Source organism: Nocardioides sp. AE5, assembly GCF_031844485.1.
GTDB lineage: Bacteria > Actinomycetota > Actinomycetes > Propionibacteriales > Nocardioidaceae > Nocardioides.
Window position 1 is genome coordinate 199,275 of record NZ_JAUZVI010000005.1, and the last position, 16,208, is coordinate 215,482.

Sequence of the window (16,208 nt, forward strand, 5' to 3'; positions counted from 1 at the left end):
GGTGGGGAAGTCAGACAACGGGCTCAGTCATGGGAGAAATTGATCCGCGGCAGCACTCGGTCGAGCCAGCCCGGCGAACGCCACGCTGCACGCCCGGCCAGGCGCAGCATCACCGGAAGCAGGACCAGACGCACCAGGGCTGCGTCGAGCAGCACCGCGACGCCCAGCACGATGCCCATCTCCTTGGGCGGGATCGGTCCGCTGAGGGCGAAGGTGAAGAACACCGCCACCATCACCCCAGCAGCGGCGAAGATCACCCTGCCGGTGTGGGCCATCGAACCCACCATCGCGTCCTTGGGATCGCCAGTGCGCTCGAAGTGCTCCTTCGCCGAGGCGAGCAGGAAGACCGTGTAGTCCATCGCAATGGCGAAGATCATCGCGAAGAAGAACACCGGAGCCCACGCGTTGAGGAACCCCTGCGACTCGAAGCCCAGCAGGTCCGCGCCGTAGCCCTCCTGGAAGACCAACCTGGCCACCCCGAACGCAGCTGCCGTGGAGAGCAGGCTCGCCACCGTGCCGAGCAGGGCGATCAGCGGCGCGCGCAGTGCGAACAGGAGCAAACCGAAGCCCAACACCAGCACCACTCCGAAGACCAACGGGGTCGAGGAGTCCAACTGGGTCTTCAGATCCAGGTTCTCCACTGCGGCCCCACCGACCTTTGCCGAGGCCGGCAGTTCACGGCGCAACCGCTCGACCGTCACGGCCAGCGCGGGATCGGAAGGGTCCACGGTCGGAACCGCCTGGACCAGCACGAGGCCACTGCCGTCAGTGGCGACCTGGGATGGCAGGACGCCCGCGATCCCCTCGTCCTCGGCGAGCACCTGCGTGACACGGTCCATATCGGTCTCCTCGGCGATCACCTGCAACGTGCCCGGGGCACCCGATCCGAACTCTGCCTGCACGACCTCATATCCCACGCGGGCCGAAGCATCCTCGGGGAGCACCTTGATCGACGGCATCGCCGTGGTGAGACCGATGACCGGGACCACCAGCACGGCGAGGAGACCGAGCGCAGCTGCTCCCCAGAGCAGCGGACGCCGCCATAGCCGTTCACCCCAGGCCGCGAACCGTGGCGACCGGTGTTCGCCGACCCGCGACCAGGGCAGCGCGAACCTGTTGATCCGCTCCCGCAGCGCGAAGAGCACCACGGGAAGCAACGTCAACGTGGCGGCGAGGACGAAGACGACCGACAACATGATCCCGCCGGCCATGGACCGGAAGGAAGGCGAGGGGACCAGCATCACCGCGGACAGTGACACCAGCACAGTGACCCCGGAGAGCAACACCGCCTTTCCCGAGGTGTCCATCATCTCGGCCACCGCCGCTCGGGCCCCCTCGGGTGTGGCTCCACGGGCGGCGAGGGCGGCGCGGTAGCGCACCACCATGAAGAGGGCGTAGTCGATCCCCAGGGCGAGGGCGAACATCATCGCGAAGTTCATCGCCCAGATGGACACCGGCACGAGCTCGTTGATCAGGACCAGCGACCCGGCTGAGGCAACCAGTCCGGCCAACGTCAGCAGCAGGGGCAGACCGGCTGCGAGGAGCGCGCCGAAGGCCAGCACGAGGATCAGCAGAGTGACCGGCCACGACATCATCTCGGACTTGAGCATCGCGTCCAGGTTCGCCTCGTTGAAATCACTCCACAACAAGGAAGCACCCGTGGGATTGACCTGGACTCCGGCGACGCTGAGCGCCTGCAGGGGGCCTTTCAGGTCATTCGCCACGCGCACCATCTCGTTGGTGTCGACCCCGGCCCCCGCGATCACGATCCCTGTGCGACCATCCGCTGACAGGGTGATCCCCGGTTGCGGCTCGACGACGCCGGCGATGCGTGGCTCCTTCCGGAGCATCTCGACCACCGCTGCCAGCGTCTCTGCGCCGGCTCCTTCGTCCAGGGTGGTGTCACGCGCTCGCACCACCACCTGGATCGCAGAGGACCCGGTGCCATCGAAGTGGTCACGGGCGAGTTCTCGGACGACAACCGAGTCGGATCCGTCCGCCTGCCAGCCGGCACCGGACAGGTTGTGCTCGACCTTCGGAGCGAAGATCCCCAAGCCAACCACCAGGAACACCCAGACCAGGATGACGGCCCGACGGTTCCCGGTGGCCCACTGGCCGAGGCGACCCAGGGGTCCTGACGCGGTCCCGACGGGCCGGGGCCGGGAGCCGGGCGTTGACTCGACATTGACAGCTGCGTCCCGGTTCATGCGTCCACCGTCCCGGCGACCCAGGTGCGATGGCCACCGTCCAGGTTGGCCACGTCGCGCCCGTGCTGGGCCAGCAACCGGGCGGCCACGTGGCCGCGAAGGCCCACCGCGCAGTGCACCACCACCGGTCCGGGTGGCACCTCGGCCAGGCGGTCACGCAACTCGTCGACCGGGATGTTCACCGCGCCGGGAATCGCCCCGGCGGCGTGCTCGGCAGGCGAGCGTACGTCGACCAGCACCGCGCCCCGAGCCAGCTCGGCGTCGAGCTCGTGCCACTGCACGGCGCGATCCCGACCGGAGGCCAGGTTGTCGGCGATGAAGCCGACCATGTTCACCGGATCCTTCGCCGAGCCGTACTGCGGGGCATAGGCAAGCTCCAGGTCGGCCAGGTCGCTGGCGTGCAGGCCGGCCCGCATCGCGGTGGCGATCACGTCGATCCGCTTGTCCACGCCCGCACCTCCGACGCCTTGGGCGCCCAGGATCAGATCGGTGACCGGGTCGACGAGCACCTTGAGCGCCATCTGCTCCGCACCCGGGTAATAGCCGGCGTGCGAGGTCGGATGGGTGTGGATCGCCCGCACCGGGCGTCCGGCGGCACGGAGCCGCTTCTCGCTCCAGCCAACCGCGGCCACCGTCAGTCCGAGCACCCCGACCACGGCAGTGCCGAGCACCGGTGCGCTGCGCACCGCTCGACCGGTGATCACGTCGGCGACCAGGCGACCGTGCCGGTTCGCCGTCTGGGCAAGAGGGACCAGGGTGGCCTCGCCACCGATTGCGTCCCGCTTCTCGGCCGCATCCCCCACGGCGTACACATGTGGGTCACTGGTGCGCTGTTGCTCGTCGACGACGATGCCACCGCGCGGCCCGACCTCGAGGCCGGCCAGCACGGCCAGTCCGGATTCGGGTCGGACCCCGATCGCGGCGACGACCAGGTCGGCGGCGAGTTCGGTGCCGTCGGTGAGGAGGACGGTGGCGTCGGTGACCTCCGCTGCGGAGGTGCCGGTGCGGACGTCGATGCCGGCCGCAGCTAGGTGCGCCCGCACCGGGGCTGCCATCTCCACGTCGAGCGGGGCGAGCACCTGCTCGGCGAGCTCCACGATGGTGACCGCGACGCCGCGGGCGTGCAGGTTCTCGGCCAGCTCCAGGCCGATGAATCCGGCTCCCAGGATCACCGCGGACCGCGGTCCGGCAGCCAGGGCGGCAACCATGGTGTCCACGTCCGCCACGTCGCGCAGGGTCAGTGCCCGCTCGATCCCGGGGATCGGCGGCACCACCGGGGCAGCGCCCGGGGCGAGCACCAACGCGTCGTACTCCTCGACCAGGTCGGCCCCGGTGGCAAGGTCCCGGACCCGGACCATCCGCCGGCCGGTGTCGATCGCCGTCACCTCGTGCCGGGTGCGCACGTCGATGGCGAACCGGGCGCCGAGGCTCTGCGGGGTCTGCAGCAACAGCGCCTCACGGTCCTCGATGACGCCACCGACGTGGTAGGGCAGGCCGCAGTTGGCGAACGAGACGTGGGCCCCGCGCTCCAGCACGACGATCCGGAGCGACTCATCGTTGCGGCGCAGGCGGGTGGCCGTGGACATCCCGCCGGCAACGCCCCCGACCACGACCACCTTGCGCACCGGTGCGGGTGCTGGAGATGCGGCGGTCATGACTGCCGCCCGAAGATCCGCGCGAGGAGACCCGGGCCGCTGCCCCGGCCCGGCTCCTGTGGGCAGTCGCACCGCGCCTTGGCGGGCACGCCGCGCATCACCTGGTCCACGTGCAGTCCGCACCCGGCCCAGGTCACTCCACCGCACCTGCGGCAGGACACCTGTCGGCACATCGTCGCTCTCCTCTCGTCATATACCCCTGGGGGTATTGGGTTCACGAGCAGGATACATACCCCTTGGGGTATTGTGGAATCACCGTCGACGAGGAGAAGCCCATGCAGTTGCCCACCGAGGCCAGCCAGCCCGCGATCAACCGGCTCAAGCGCGCCCAGGGGCAGCTCGCCGGGGTGATCCGGATGCTCGAGGAGGGCCGCGACTGCGAGGACGTGGTCACTCAACTCGCAGCGGTCAGCAAGGCCGTGGACCGGGCGGGATTCAGCATCATCGCCAGCGGCCTGCGTGAGTGCCTGGCCAGCGATCAGGACCTGGACGCCGCCAAGATGGAGAAGCTCTTCCTCTCCCTGGCGTGAGACAGGGGCTCACCAGAGCCCGATCACGTCCCCGCCGATCCGGACGATGAACGCCGAGACCACCACGATGAAGAAGACCCGGACGAACCGTGCCCCGCGCGAGACCGCGACCCGGGCGCCCAGATAGCCGCCGACCAGGTTGGCCAGCCCCATCAGCAGCCCGATCTTCCACAGCACCGCGCCCTGCGGGATGAAGATCACCAGCGCGGCCACGTTGGTCGCCCAGTTGGCCAGCTTGGCCTTGGCCGAGGCCTGGAGGAAGTTGTAACCGAGCAGCCCGACCAGCGCGAAGACGAAGAACGAGCCGGTGCCGGGCCCGAGCGCCCCGTCATAGAACCCGACCGTCAGCCCGGTCAGCATCGCCAGGCCGGTGTGGTGGCGTCCGGCGAAGCGGAGCTCGGTCAGCTCCCCCGCACTCGGTTTGAGCAGCACATAGGCACCGACCAGCACCAGCACGGCGAGGATGATCGGGTTGAACGCCGAACTCGGGATCATCGAGGCCACCAGCGCCCCGGCCATCGCCCCGAGGAAGGCGAACCCCATCAGCGGCAGGAACGTCCTCGGGTCCGGCCTGATCCGGCGATAGTACGTCGCCGAGCTCACCGTGGTGCCGCAGACGCTGGCCAGCTTGTTGGTGGCCAGCATCTGCACCGGCGAGGCGCCGGGCAGCCCGATCACCAGGGCTGGGAGCTGGATCAGCCCACCGCCGCCGACCACGGCGTCGACGAACCCCGCCGCCAGTCCCGCCAGGGCCAGCAGCAGAACGACGGCCAGGGTGGGCTCATCCAAGCTGGCTCAGCAGGTCCTGCCGGGTGAGGACGCCGACCGGCTTGCCATCCTCCTGGACCAGCAGCGCGTCCGCGTCGTGCAGCATCCGCACCGCCTCCGAGGCCGGTTCGGTCGAGCCGATGGTTGGCAGGGCCGCCGACATGTGCTGGTCAACGGAGTCGCTGAGCCTGGCCGACCCTGCGAAGAGCGCCTCGAGCAGGGCGCGCTCGGAGACGGAGCCGGCCACCTCGGCGGCCACGATCGGGGGCTCGGCGCGGACCACCGGCATCTGGGAGACGCCGTACTCCTGGAGGATGTGCACCGCATCGGCGATGGTCTCGTTGGGGTGGGTGTGGACCAGGTCGGGCAACTGGCCGGACTTGCCGCGCAGCACCTCGCCGACCGTCTTGCCGGTGGACCCGCTGTCGCCGTTGGGGAAGCCGTACGCCGCCAGCCAGTCGTCGTTGAAGACCTTGGTCAGGTAGCCGCGCCCGGAGTCCGGGAGCAGCACCACGATCACCGCGTCGTCACCCTCCGGCGTACCGGCCAGTTCCTCGGCCAGTTGCTTCGCCGCGTACGCCGCCATCCCGGCCGATCCGCCGACCAGCAGCGCCTCCTCGCGGGCCAGGCGGCGGGTGTAGGCAAAGGAATCCGCGTCGGAGACCTCGATGATCCGGTCCGCGATGTCGCGGTCATAGGTCTCGGGCCAGAAGTCCTCACCGACCCCCTCGACCAGGTAGGGGCGCCCGGTGCCGCCGGAATAGACCGAGCCGGCCGGGTCCGCGCCGATGATCTTGACGTCGGGGTTCTGTTCCTTGAGGTAGCGGCCGATCCCCGAGATGGTGCCGCCGGTGCCGACGCCGGCCACGAAGTGGGTGATCCGCCCCTCGGTCTGGCGCCAGATCTCCGGGCCCGTGGTCTCGTAGTGCGAACGCGGGTTGTGCGGGTTGGAGTACTGGTCGGGCTTCCATGCTCCGGGCTGGGAGGCGAGCCGGTCAGAGACGTTGTAGTAGGAGTCGGGGTGCTCCGGCTCGACGGCGGTCGGGCAGACCACCACCTCGGCGCCGTACGCCTTGAGCACGTTCCGCTTGTCCTCGCTGACCTTGTCCGGGCAGACGAAGATGCACTTGTAACCCTTCTGCTGGGCCACCATCGCCAGCCCGACACCGGTGTTGCCGGAGGTCGGCTCGACGATCGTCCCGCCGGGCTGCAGTTCACCGGAGGCCTCGGCCGCCTCGATCATCCGGGTCGCGATCCGGTCCTTCACCGAACCACCCGGGTTGAGGTATTCCACCTTGGCCAGCACCAGCGGCCCGCCGGTGTGGTCATCTGCGCGGTCGAGTGCCCGGTTGATCCGGAGCAGCGGAGTGTTGCCGATCAGGTCCAGGAGCGAGTTCACGTAGTCCACGAGGCTCAGGCTAGCCTCTTCCTTCCCACCGTAGGATGGGACCGTGGGGAAGGCTGAAGCAGCGAAGAAGGTTGCCACTGCCGCGATGTACGGCGGTGGCGGCCTGTCCCTGCTCGGAGCCAGCCTCTTCGGCGTGCTCAAGGCCGAGGCGAAGCTTGCCCGCAAGACCATCGGTCCGGCCGAGGGAGATCCGCCGGACGCCACCGGCTGGTATGGCCGTGGGCGCCCCGGACCGGCGTTGAAGGTGGCCCTGATCGGGGACTCCAGCGCTGCCGGGTACGGCGTACACCAGGTTACCCAGACCCCCGGCGCGGCGCTCGCCTCCGGGTTGGCCGAACGGGCCGACCGACGCGTCTACCTGCGCTCCTTCGCGGTGGTCGGCGCGCAGACCAAGGACCTCGCTGCCCAGGTCTCCTCGGCCCTGCCGATCGAGCCCGACGTGGCCGTGATCCTGATCGGCGCCAACGACGTCACCCACACCGTGCTGCCCTCGGTCTCGGTGGGCCGCCTGGCCGACGCCGTACGCCGCCTGCGCGCTGCCGGTGTCGAGGTCGTCGTCGGCACGTGTCCCGACCTGGGCACGATCAAGCCGATCAGTCCCCCGCTCAAGCAGGTCGCCCGGGCATGGTCGCGACGCCTGGCGGCGGCCCAGGCGATCGCCGTGGTCGAGGCCGGTGGCCGGACCGTCTCGCTGGCCGCCGTGCTCGGACCGGAGTTCGCCGCCGCGCCCGCGCTGCTCTTCGGACCGGACCAGTTCCACCCCTCTGCGGAGGGGTATGCCTCCCTGGCCGCAGTGCTGCTGCCCTCGACGATGGCTGCCCTGGGCCTGGCCCCCGACGAGGAGACGACCGTCGAATACCTGCGCGGCGAGGGCGTCCTGCCGATCGCCCGCGCAGCCGTCGAGGCGGCCCGGACGCCGGGCACCGAGCTCGGCGGCACCGAGGTGGCCGGCCAGCGCCGCGGCGTACGTGGGCTCTGGGTGGAGTTGCGCCACCGCCGTCGCCACCCGCGCACCGAGGCGCAGGCACCCGAGGAGTCCGAGGACGCGCAGGCCGCGACCGCACCGCTCGAGGGGTAGGGAAATCCCCACCCCGATCGGCGGTCTGCACCCATCGATCGCGGCGTCCGCGGCTCCTAGCGTTGAGGCATGACCTCGACACCTGCACTCTCCGTCCATGACGTGACCCGCACCTATGGCGACCCCGGCAACCCGGTCCGGGCGCTGGACGGCGTCACCCTCACCGTTGCGCCGGGCACCTTCACCGCGGTGATGGGCCCCTCGGGCTCCGGGAAGTCAACCTTCCTCAACTGCGCCGCGGGTCTGGAGTCGCCGTCCAGCGGCCGGATCCTGATCGGCGGCGAGGACGTGACCGACTGGTCCGAGTCGCGGCGCACCGTGCTGCGGCGGGAGAAGATCGGTATCGTCTTCCAGTCCTTCCACCTGATGCCCTATCTGAACGCTGAGCAGAATGTCGGGCTCCCCGCCCGGCTGGCCGGCGGGCGGCCCGACAAGGCCAGGATCCGGGAGTTGCTCGCCGTGGTCGGCCTTGCCGAGCGCAGCCGCCACCTGCCCGCGGAACTCTCCGGGGGTCAGCAGCAGCGGGTCGCGATCGCTCGCGCCCTGGTCGGCAACCCGGCAATCCTGCTCGCCGACGAGCCCACCGGTGCCCTGGACTCCGCCAGCGCCCGCGATGTGCTGGCCTTGCTCCGGACCACGGTGGACACGCTGGGCCAGACCGTGCTGATGGTGACCCACGACCCGGTCGCCGCGTCGTACGCCGACGAGGTGGTCTTCATGGTCGACGGCCTGGTCGCCGGCCGGATGGGACAGCCCACCGCCGAGGCGGTCGCCGGACAGATGGCCCACCTCGACGACCTGGTCAAGGTGACGTCATGATCGGCTTGGCACTGCGGTCCCTGCGACACCGGGCACCGGCCTTCACCGCGACGTTCCTCTCGGTCCTGGCCGGCACCGCCCTGATCGGCTCCTTCGCGACGCTCTTCGAGACCTCGCTGGGACCGGTCTCCAAGGAGGACCAGGAGATCCTCTTCATCATGGGCGCCGTGGTCGGTGCCTGGGGTAGCCTGATCGTGCTCTTCTCGCTGGCCTCCACGCTCGGCATCGCGGTCGGTCAACGGGACACCGAGATCGCCACCCTGCGCACCATCGGGGCCACTCCCGGGCAGGCCCGGCGAATGATCCGGACCGAGACCCTCCTGGTCGCCCTGGTTGCCTCCACCCTCGGTGCGGGCATCGCCTGGGTCGGTGGACGCGGGCTCCTGGCGATGATCCGCGAGGCCGGGATGGTCTCCGACTCCGTCGCCTTCGCCGGCGGGCCCCTCGCACTGGGAAGCACGGTGGCTCTGGTCACCGTCACCTCGGTGCTTGCCGCCACCATTGCCGGCCGCCGGGCCACCTCCGGTCCGGCCCGGCTGGCCATGGTCGACGCCGCCTCGGGTGCCGGCCGGATGCGCTGGTGGCGCATCCTGGCCGCGGTCGTGCTGGTCGGCTATGGCGTGGTGATGGCGATGATCACCGTCTTCATCACGGCTGACTCCGACGACCCCTATGCAGCCATGCAGACCGCCGGCTCCAGCTCGATCCTGGTCGGTGTCGGCCTGGCCGTGCTCGCTCCGACACTGCTGCGCTGGACCGCGGTCACGCTCCGTCCTCTGGTCGGCCGATTCGGGGTCGCGGGCCACCTGGCCGCTTTCAACACCTCGCGGCGTGCCCACGTGCTGGGCGGTGTCCTGGCTCCGGTGATCGTCTTCACCGCCGCCAGCGTCGGCACGCTGACCTTGGTCGCCATCGACGGTCGCACGTCCGGCCCGGCCAACGCCGAGGCGGACCTGATCAACCTGCTCAACAACGTGGTGGTCGGGATGATCTCGCTCTTCGCGGCGATCATGGTGATCAATGCGTTCGCCGCGGTGATCGCGCACCGACGCAATGAGCTGGCCCGGGTCAGGTTGCTCGGCGCCACCGGTGAGCAGGTCCGATCCTCGGTCCTGGTCGAGGCCGGCATCATCGCTGCGGTCGGCGTACTGCTCGGCCTGGTGGCCGCGTCGGCGACCGTGGTCCCGTTCGCCCTGGCCCGGGACGAGGGCTTCGTGCCGGACGGCACCCTGTGGCTGCCGCCGGTGCTGGTCGCCCTCGCCGTGGTGCTCACCCTGGCCGCAGCGGCCCTGGCCGTACGGCGCGCCACCGCGGCGCCCGTGCTCGCGACCGTGAACCAGTGACAGACTCACCCATCATGATCAACGAGATCCGCCCGCTCGGGCCGGCCACCATCACCCGGGTGGACCGGCCCGGCATCATGGAACGGCTCCGGGTGACCGGGTTGGGCCTGGGCCTGGCGCTGGCCATGCCGGTCACCCTGCTGCTCGGCATCCTGAGTCTCCTGGTCTGGCCGCTGCTGCTGGTCGTGGTCGGCTTCGGGCTGGCCCAGGCAGTGGTCCCGGCCAGCCACGTCAGTGCCCGGCTGCACCGGGCGGTGGCCAGCCGGCTGCTCGCCGCCGAGATCCCGGCCGAATGTGCCGACACCACTGGCCTCAACCCGTTCTCCCGGAGCCTGGTGTGGCTGCGCGACCCGGCGCGCTGGCGGGACTTCGCCCACCTCTGGTTCGCCTCGACCGGCGGGCTCGTGATGTCGGCCCTCCCGGCCATGCTGATCGCCGGGCCAGTGGTCCACGTGATCGGGTTCCTGATCAGCCCGGGCTCGTTCTGGATGGTGCTGCTCTTCCTCTCCGGCCCGATGCTGCTGGCCTGGTGGTTCGTCACCCTCCCGCTGGCTCGGGCCCGAGCGACCGCGGATCGAGCGATCCTGGGTGTCTCACGGATCGAGCAGCTCGAGCAGCGCGTGGCCGAGGTCGCCGAGTCGCGCACCGAGGCGCTGGACCACTCCGCAGCGGAGGTGCGCCGGATCGAGCGCGACCTGCACGACGGCGCGCAGGCCCGGATCGCGACGGTCGGGATGAACGTCGGGCTGGCCGAGAAGCTGATGGCCACCGATCCCGAAGCCGCCGCGGAGCTGCTCCGCGAGGCCCGGGAGGCGACCGTCTCGGCGCTGGAGGACCTGCGCACCGTGGTCCGTGGGATTCATCCCCCCGTGCTCGCCGACCGCGGCCTGGTCGGTGCGGTCGAAGCGCTGGCGGTGGCGCTTCCGCTCCCGGTGACGGTGTCGGTGGAAATCGATCCGCTGCCGGCGCCGGTCGAGTCGGCGCTCTATTTCGCGGTCGCCGAGTGCCTGGCCAACACGATGAAGCACTCGGAGGCCCGCCGAGCCTGGATCAGTGGCTCCCACGACGGGACCCGGGCGCGCATCGTGGTCGGGGACGACGGCGTCGGCGGCGCCAACCCGAACGGACTCGGCCTGACGGGTGTCGCGAAGCGGCTGGGCGCCTTCGACGGCACAATGGAGCTGAGCAGCCCTCCCGGAGGGCCGACCGAGGTGACCATGGAGGTTCCGTGTCCGACCAGCCCCTCCGGGCCGTCGTAGCCGAGGACCAGGCCCTGCTGCGGGTCGGCCTCACCCGAATCCTCGAGGCATGCGGATTCACCGTGGTGGCCGCTGTCGCCGACGCGGCAGAGCTTGCCGGTCTCCTGGGCAGTCCAGACGTCGACGTGGCCGTGCTCGACGTACGGATGCCCCCGACCTTCACCAACGAGGGGCTCCGCGCCGCGATCGCGGCGCGCACAGCCCGGCCGGGTCTGCCGGTGCTGGTGCTGAGCCAGTACGTCGAGCCGCTCTATGCTCGCGAGCTCCTGGCCAGCGGTCAGGGTGCGGTGGGCTATCTGCTCAAGGACCGGGTCGCCGACGTGGACAACTTCATCGCCTCGGTGCGCCAGGTGGCCGACGGTGGGACCGTGCTCGACCCGGAGGTGGTGGCGACCCTGGTCGGTGGTGGACGCGACGAACGGCTCGCCCGGCTGACCCCGCGCGAGGTGGAGGCACTGACCCTGATGGCCGAGGGTCGGTCCAATGCGGCCATCGCGGCCCGGATGTTCGTCACCGAGAAGGCGGTCGGCAAGCACATCAACAGCATCTTCACCAAGCTGGACCTGCCACAGGCATCGGATGACAACCGCCGCGTGCTGGCGGTGCTGGCCTGGCTCGACGGCAACACGTGAGCATCTCCACGCTCCGGCCACCGTCCTGCAACCCGGTCGTCCGAGCGACGCAAGACGTCCGCGGGACTCCTGCAGAACGCAACGAACGCCCACCACCTCGCGGTGATGGGCGCTCGTGATGCGTGCTGGCGTCAGTCCTGGCTGAAGAAGGCCAGGATGCGGAGCAGGTTGGTGTAGATCCAGACCAGGGAGACGGTCATCGCGAACGCGGCGCGCCACGACTCGCGCTCCTCAAGGCCGGCGGCCACGCCGCGCTCGACGAAGTCGAAGTCGAGGATCAGCATGAATACACCGAGGATCAGGCCACCGAAGGCGGTCACCATGCCGAGGCCGCTGACCCCGAAGAGGCCGATCTGCGCACTGAAGAGACCGAGCACGAGTTCCATGACGGCGAGGCCGATCATGCCGAAGACGGCGGCGGTGACGAACATCCGGAACTTGCCGCTGACCTTGATGTTGAAGAACTTGTAGGCGGCCAGGGTGCCGGCGAAGGCGGCGAAGGTGCCGATCACGGCGCCCATCACGATGTTGCCCTCGTAGAACGAGTTGAAGAGCTTGCTCAGACCGCCCAGCGCAACTCCCTCGAGGGCAGCGAAGGCAAGCACCAGTGCCGGGCTGACGACCCGCTTGAACGAGTTCACCATCGACAGCGCGAAGGCACCCAGGGCACCGATCGTCACCGCGGCCATCAGCGGGGAGAGGTCAGCCTGGGTGGTCGCGGTGCTCACGTCGGGGGTGAGGATCCAGGTCGCCATCGCGACGGCGATCACGACGCCGATGGACATCGCCGTCCGCTGCACGACCGAGTCGATCGTCATCCGCTCCGTGGTCGGCGCATAACCCATCGCCTGACCGGGCTGGCTGATGTCCCACTGCGACGGGTCGGCGTACGTCTGCTGTCCGCCCTGCCCGTTGAACTGGGGCGAGCGGTTGAAGATCGGGTTGTTGCTCTGCATGTGGTCTCTCCTTGGAGGCCGGTAGGGGCGACCGCTCGTGACAGCCGCCGCTTTCTGGGTCAAGTGTAGTGGCCTTCACCAATCAACAACGTGCGGTGTGGCCCCCATGTTCCCGCACGTCGGCCGAACCGGACCTGAGCGGGCCAGCCGACAACGATTGAGCTCTCGCGCATCAACGAGTGAGCGTTCGTGGGAAATGGTGCCCCCGGTGGGGTTCGAACCCACACTGAAAGGTTTTTAAGACCTCTTCCTCTGCCAGTTGGGACACGGGGGCGGGTGTCAAAGGTATGTCTTGCGGGCGTAGACGGCATGCGCCCCGGCGACCCGGTCCAGGAAGACGAAGCCGTCGCAGTGGTCGATCTCGTGCTGCAGCGCACGCGCCTCGAAGGCGTTGGCGCGCAGCCACACCTCCTCGCCGGTGCCGGGCAGTTGCCCCCGTACGACGAGCCGGGTGGCCCGCTTCACGTCACCGGTGAAGTCGGGCACGCTCATGCACCCCTCGCGGGCCTTCTCGTTGCGCGAGGACTCCACCACCTCGGCATTGCACAGCACGTAGGTGCCGTGGTGGTCGCGGGTCTTGGGGTGCTCGGAGACGTCGACGCAGAAGACCTTCACCGACTCACCCACCTGCGGTGCGGCCAGGCCGACGCAGCCGGGCGAGACCCGCATCGTGGCGACCAGGTCGGCGGCCAGTTGCACGATTTCCGGCGAGGTCGGGTCGACCTTGCCGCCGTCCGCGGCGAGCACCGGAGCCGGGGCGGTGACCACCTCGAGCACCCGGCCCTCGACGCCGAGTTCTGCTTCCGTCCAGGCAGCAACGCGTTCATTGACCCCTTCTGGGGCGTGGTTGCTCACAGTTCGTCGGCCTCGACCTCGTTCAGCGAGACCCCGACGCCGAGTTCGGTGGCCGTGGCCTGCAGCGACGTACGCAGCGTCTCGACGTCGACCGAGCGCGGCAGGTCGACCTCGGCTGCCAGGACATAGAGGCCCCCGGCCAGGCGGGTGGTCAGGTCAGTGACGTTGCCGCCGACGGCAGCCACCTGCTCCACCACCGAGGAGACGATCCCGGGCCGGTCGCCGCCGTGCACGCTGAGCACCCACGACGTACCGTCGGTGGGAGTGGTCTCCTCGACCGGGACCTCGTGGACGGCGACCGTCAGGTCACCGGAGGCGGACATCGTGGCGAGCGCGGACTCGATGGTGGACAGCGGGGCGTCGCCGGCGCTGATCAGGGTCATCGCGAAGTGGCCGCGCAGCAGCGTCATCGTGGAGTCCTCGATGTTGAGGCCCAGCGAGGCGAGGATGTGGGTGGTCTCGGCGATGATGCCGGGGCGGTCGTGGCCGAGGACGGTGATGGCGTGGAGGGTCACCCCGCCATGATGCCAGCACCGCCCGCCAGCGCGGCAAGGTCCCGGGCCCGGGCCAGCACCGCGTCGGTCATCTCCTCGGTCAGGCGCCCGGTGAACGTGTTGTGCTGGCTGGGGTGGAAGCAGCCGACCAGGGTGACCTCTCCCCCGTCCGGGCGACCCAGGATCGTCTCGGCGCCGTGGCCGAACCGCGGCTTCGGTCTGGGCACGGCGTACCCGGCAGCGCGGAAACTGCGCAGGGTCGCCTCCCAGCCGTAGGAGCCCAGTGCCAACACGGCGCGTACGTCGTCGGCGAGCAGGCGGACCTCGCGCTCGATCCACGGGGCGCAGGTGTCGCGCTCGAGGACGGTCGGCTTGTTCTCCGGAGGGGCGCAACGGACCGTGGCCACCATCCGGGCACCGATCAGTCGCTGCCCGTCGCCGGCATGATCGGAGGCCGCCTGGCCGGCCAGGCCGACGCGGTGCAGGGAGGCGAAGAGCCAGTCGCCGGACTGGTCACCGGTGAAGACGCGACCGGTGCGGTTGGCGCCGTTGGCGGCGGGCGCGAGCCCGACGATCAGCAGGGCCGGATGCGCACTGCCCCAGCCGGGGATCGGTCGGCCCCAGTAGGGCTCGTCGGCGAAGGAGGCCCGCTTGGTGACGGCCACCTCCTCGCGCCACCGGACCAGCCGTGGGCACGCGCTGCACACCGAGATCCGGGCGTCGAGATCGGCCAGTTCGGCGCGGGCGGCGAGGCGGCGTACCCCGGCGGCACTGCGGGCCACCGGGGTCTCGGCCGTGGCCGGGTCCTCGGGCCAGCCGGTCCCGGGCGGGACCGGCGAGTCGAAGGCCTGGCCGGTGATCGGGTGGTGCAGCAATCAGGAACCGGTGCCGTTCTGGCCCGGCCCGGCCAGCGTCTCCCCGGCAGGGGACGCCTCGGTCGGAGCGGCGACGTGGGCGCCGGCCGGCTGTCCCGACTCGTCACCGAAGGGGAGCTTCTCCGAGGCGACGTGTGCCGCGGTGGCGACCTTCTCCTTGACCACGTCGGCGACGACGGGCGCCTGCTCGGCGGCCTTGGCCACGCCGGCCTGGACCGGTGCGCTGTTGGCGACCTTCTGCGCCGCCGAGGCGATCTGCTCGTAGCGCTGCTGGCCGGCCTTGGCGCCGAGCACGTAGCCGAGTGCGAACCAGGGCAGGATCTTGAGGAGCTTGCGGATCATGGGTGGGGTCCCTCCGAGGTGGGTGGTTGCGTCCTCCCGACGGTAGCCGCTCGCCGAGGCCAGTTCACACCAGGGACCAAGCGATGCCGTCCAGGATGTCCGCCTCCGAGGCCACGATCGTACTCACCGACGTACGCCGCAGCACCCGCTCCAGGATCAGCGCACCGGCGCCGATCACGTCGGCCCGGCCCGGATGCATGTAGGGCAAGGCGAGCCGCTCGGCGTGGGTCATCGCCAGCAGGCGCTGTGCCATCGCACCGATCGCCTCGACCTCCAGCACCGACTGGTCGATCCGGTCCCGGTCGTACGTCGGCAGGTCCAGCACACCTGCTGCGACGGTGAGCACGGTGCCGGCCACGCCGACGACGGTGGCGGCCTCGGCGATCGGTACGGTGCAGGCGTCCAGGGCCGAGTCGATGTCGGCCGCTGCGGCGGCGATCTCGGCGGTGGTGGGCGGGTCGGAGTGCAGGTGTCGTTCGTGCATCCGGACCGAGCCGATGTCCAGGGAGTGTTCCTGTTCTGGTCCGGCACCCGTGGCCTGGTCGGCGGGGCCGAGGATCAGTTCGGTGGAGCCGCCGCCGATGTCGACCACCAGGACCGGGGCCTTGGGCGCCACGCTGAGGTTGCGGACCGCGCCGGAGAAGGCCAGCCGGGCCTCCTCGTGGCCCGCGATCACCTCGGGCTCGATGCCGAGCCGGGCGCGGACGCCGGTCACGAAGACCTCGCTGTTGCTGGCATCCCGGCTCGCCGACGTGGCGCAGAACCGGACCCGCTCCGCCCCGTGCTCGCGGATCAACGCGGCGTACTCGTCGATCGCGGCGAAGGTGCGCTCCAGCGCTTCCTCGGCCAGGACGCCGGTGCGGTCCACCCCCTGGCCGAGGCGGACCATCGTGGACTCGCGCACCGCCACCTCGGGCAGGGCACCGATGAGGAGCTTGATGGTGTTGGTGCCGCAGTCGATCGCGGCGACGGTCGGCGTACCCATGC

The 16,208-nt window shown here is 70.4% G+C and carries 16 protein-coding genes and 1 tRNA gene; 6 read left to right on the plus strand and 11 right to left on the minus strand.

Going from position 1 to position 16,208, the window contains the following annotated elements:
- Positions 1–23: 23 nt before the first annotated feature.
- Both Q9R27_RS09935 and Q9R27_RS09940 read right to left on the minus strand, forming a co-directional pair.
- On the minus strand, positions 24–2,207 hold the full coding sequence (locus Q9R27_RS09935; RefSeq protein ID WP_311252220.1) for an MMPL family transporter: 2,184 nt from the start codon (positions 2,205–2,207) through the stop codon (positions 24–26).
- Complete coding sequence (locus tag Q9R27_RS09940; RefSeq protein ID WP_311252221.1) at positions 2,204–3,862, minus strand: FAD-dependent oxidoreductase; 1,659 nt, start codon at positions 3,860–3,862, stop codon at positions 2,204–2,206. Before Q9R27_RS09940 ends, Q9R27_RS09935 begins: the two co-directional genes overlap by 4 nt.
- Positions 3,863–4,137: 275 nt before the next feature.
- On the opposite strand from Q9R27_RS09940, the gene Q9R27_RS09945 reads away from it, so the two are divergent.
- Complete coding sequence (locus Q9R27_RS09945) at positions 4,138–4,392, plus strand: metal-sensitive transcriptional regulator (RefSeq protein WP_311252222.1); 255 nt, start codon at positions 4,138–4,140, stop codon at positions 4,390–4,392.
- A gap of 9 nt (positions 4,393–4,401) precedes the next feature.
- Here Q9R27_RS09945 and Q9R27_RS09950 read toward each other — a convergent pair whose 3' ends face one another.
- Both Q9R27_RS09950 and Q9R27_RS09955 read right to left on the minus strand, forming a co-directional pair.
- Positions 4,402–5,181 carry a TSUP family transporter gene (locus Q9R27_RS09950; protein ID WP_311252223.1) on the minus strand — a complete coding sequence of 260 codons (780 nt, stop codon included), beginning with the start codon at positions 5,179–5,181 and terminating at the stop codon, positions 4,402–4,404.
- Entirely contained in the window at positions 5,174–6,568 is a 1,395-nt protein-coding gene (locus Q9R27_RS09955; protein WP_311252224.1) for a cystathionine beta-synthase, read from the minus strand. Before Q9R27_RS09955 ends, Q9R27_RS09950 begins: the two co-directional genes overlap by 8 nt.
- Positions 6,569–6,611: 43 nt before the next feature.
- Here Q9R27_RS09955 and Q9R27_RS09960 point away from each other — a divergent pair, with 43 nt between their 5' ends.
- The 5 genes from Q9R27_RS09960 (at position 6,612) to Q9R27_RS09980 (ending at position 11,699) form a co-directional block, all read left to right on the plus strand.
- Positions 6,612–7,646, plus strand: coding sequence for an SGNH/GDSL hydrolase family protein (locus tag Q9R27_RS09960; RefSeq protein ID WP_311252225.1), 1,035 nt, complete (start codon positions 6,612–6,614; stop codon positions 7,644–7,646).
- A 69-nt stretch (positions 7,647–7,715) separates the two neighbouring features.
- Positions 7,716–8,465, plus strand: a complete 750-nt coding sequence (locus Q9R27_RS09965; protein ID WP_311252226.1) for an ABC transporter ATP-binding protein — start codon at positions 7,716–7,718, stop codon at positions 8,463–8,465.
- A complete protein-coding gene (locus tag Q9R27_RS09970; protein WP_311252227.1) occupies positions 8,462–9,808 on the plus strand; it encodes an FtsX-like permease family protein in 1,347 nt (448 codons plus the stop codon). The genes Q9R27_RS09965 and Q9R27_RS09970 overlap by 4 nt, the downstream gene beginning before the upstream one ends.
- A 14-nt stretch (positions 9,809–9,822) precedes the next feature.
- Complete coding sequence (locus tag Q9R27_RS09975; RefSeq protein ID WP_311252228.1) at positions 9,823–11,067, plus strand: histidine kinase; 1,245 nt, start codon at positions 9,823–9,825, stop codon at positions 11,065–11,067.
- The gene (locus Q9R27_RS09980; protein ID WP_311252229.1) at positions 11,037–11,699 is read left to right on the plus strand and encodes a response regulator transcription factor; all 663 of its coding nucleotides are present in this window, start codon (positions 11,037–11,039) and stop codon (positions 11,697–11,699) included. The genes Q9R27_RS09975 and Q9R27_RS09980 overlap by 31 nt, the downstream gene beginning before the upstream one ends.
- 131 nt (positions 11,700–11,830) lie before the next feature.
- Here the strand turns inward: Q9R27_RS09980 and Q9R27_RS09985 are convergent, their stop codons facing one another.
- The 7 genes from Q9R27_RS09985 to Q9R27_RS10015 all read right to left on the minus strand — a co-directional run bounded on the left by Q9R27_RS09985 (position 11,831) and on the right by Q9R27_RS10015 (position 16,206).
- Positions 11,831–12,655, minus strand: a complete 825-nt coding sequence (locus tag Q9R27_RS09985; RefSeq protein WP_311252230.1) for a Bax inhibitor-1/YccA family protein — start codon at positions 12,653–12,655, stop codon at positions 11,831–11,833.
- A 197-nt stretch (positions 12,656–12,852) separates the two neighbouring features.
- Positions 12,853–12,929 (minus strand) — tRNA-Leu (locus Q9R27_RS09990).
- A 5-nt stretch (positions 12,930–12,934) separates the two neighbouring features.
- Positions 12,935–13,510 carry a peptide deformylase gene (locus tag Q9R27_RS09995; RefSeq protein ID WP_311252231.1) on the minus strand — a complete coding sequence of 192 codons (576 nt, stop codon included), beginning with the start codon at positions 13,508–13,510 and terminating at the stop codon, positions 12,935–12,937.
- Positions 13,507–14,025, minus strand: a complete 519-nt coding sequence (locus Q9R27_RS10000) for an ACT domain-containing protein (protein WP_311252232.1) — start codon at positions 14,023–14,025, stop codon at positions 13,507–13,509. Before Q9R27_RS10000 ends, Q9R27_RS09995 begins: the two co-directional genes overlap by 4 nt.
- Entirely contained in the window at positions 14,022–14,879 is an 858-nt protein-coding gene (locus tag Q9R27_RS10005) for a uracil-DNA glycosylase (protein WP_311252233.1), read from the minus strand. Before Q9R27_RS10005 ends, Q9R27_RS10000 begins: the two co-directional genes overlap by 4 nt.
- Positions 14,880–15,221: a hypothetical protein gene (locus tag Q9R27_RS10010; RefSeq protein WP_311252234.1), complete on the minus strand. Its 342-nt coding sequence runs from the start codon at positions 15,219–15,221 to the stop codon at positions 14,880–14,882.
- Positions 15,222–15,285: 64 nt separating this feature from the next.
- Positions 15,286–16,206, minus strand: a complete 921-nt coding sequence (locus Q9R27_RS10015) for a Ppx/GppA phosphatase family protein (RefSeq protein ID WP_311252235.1) — start codon at positions 16,204–16,206, stop codon at positions 15,286–15,288.
- Positions 16,207–16,208 lie beyond the last annotated feature (2 nt).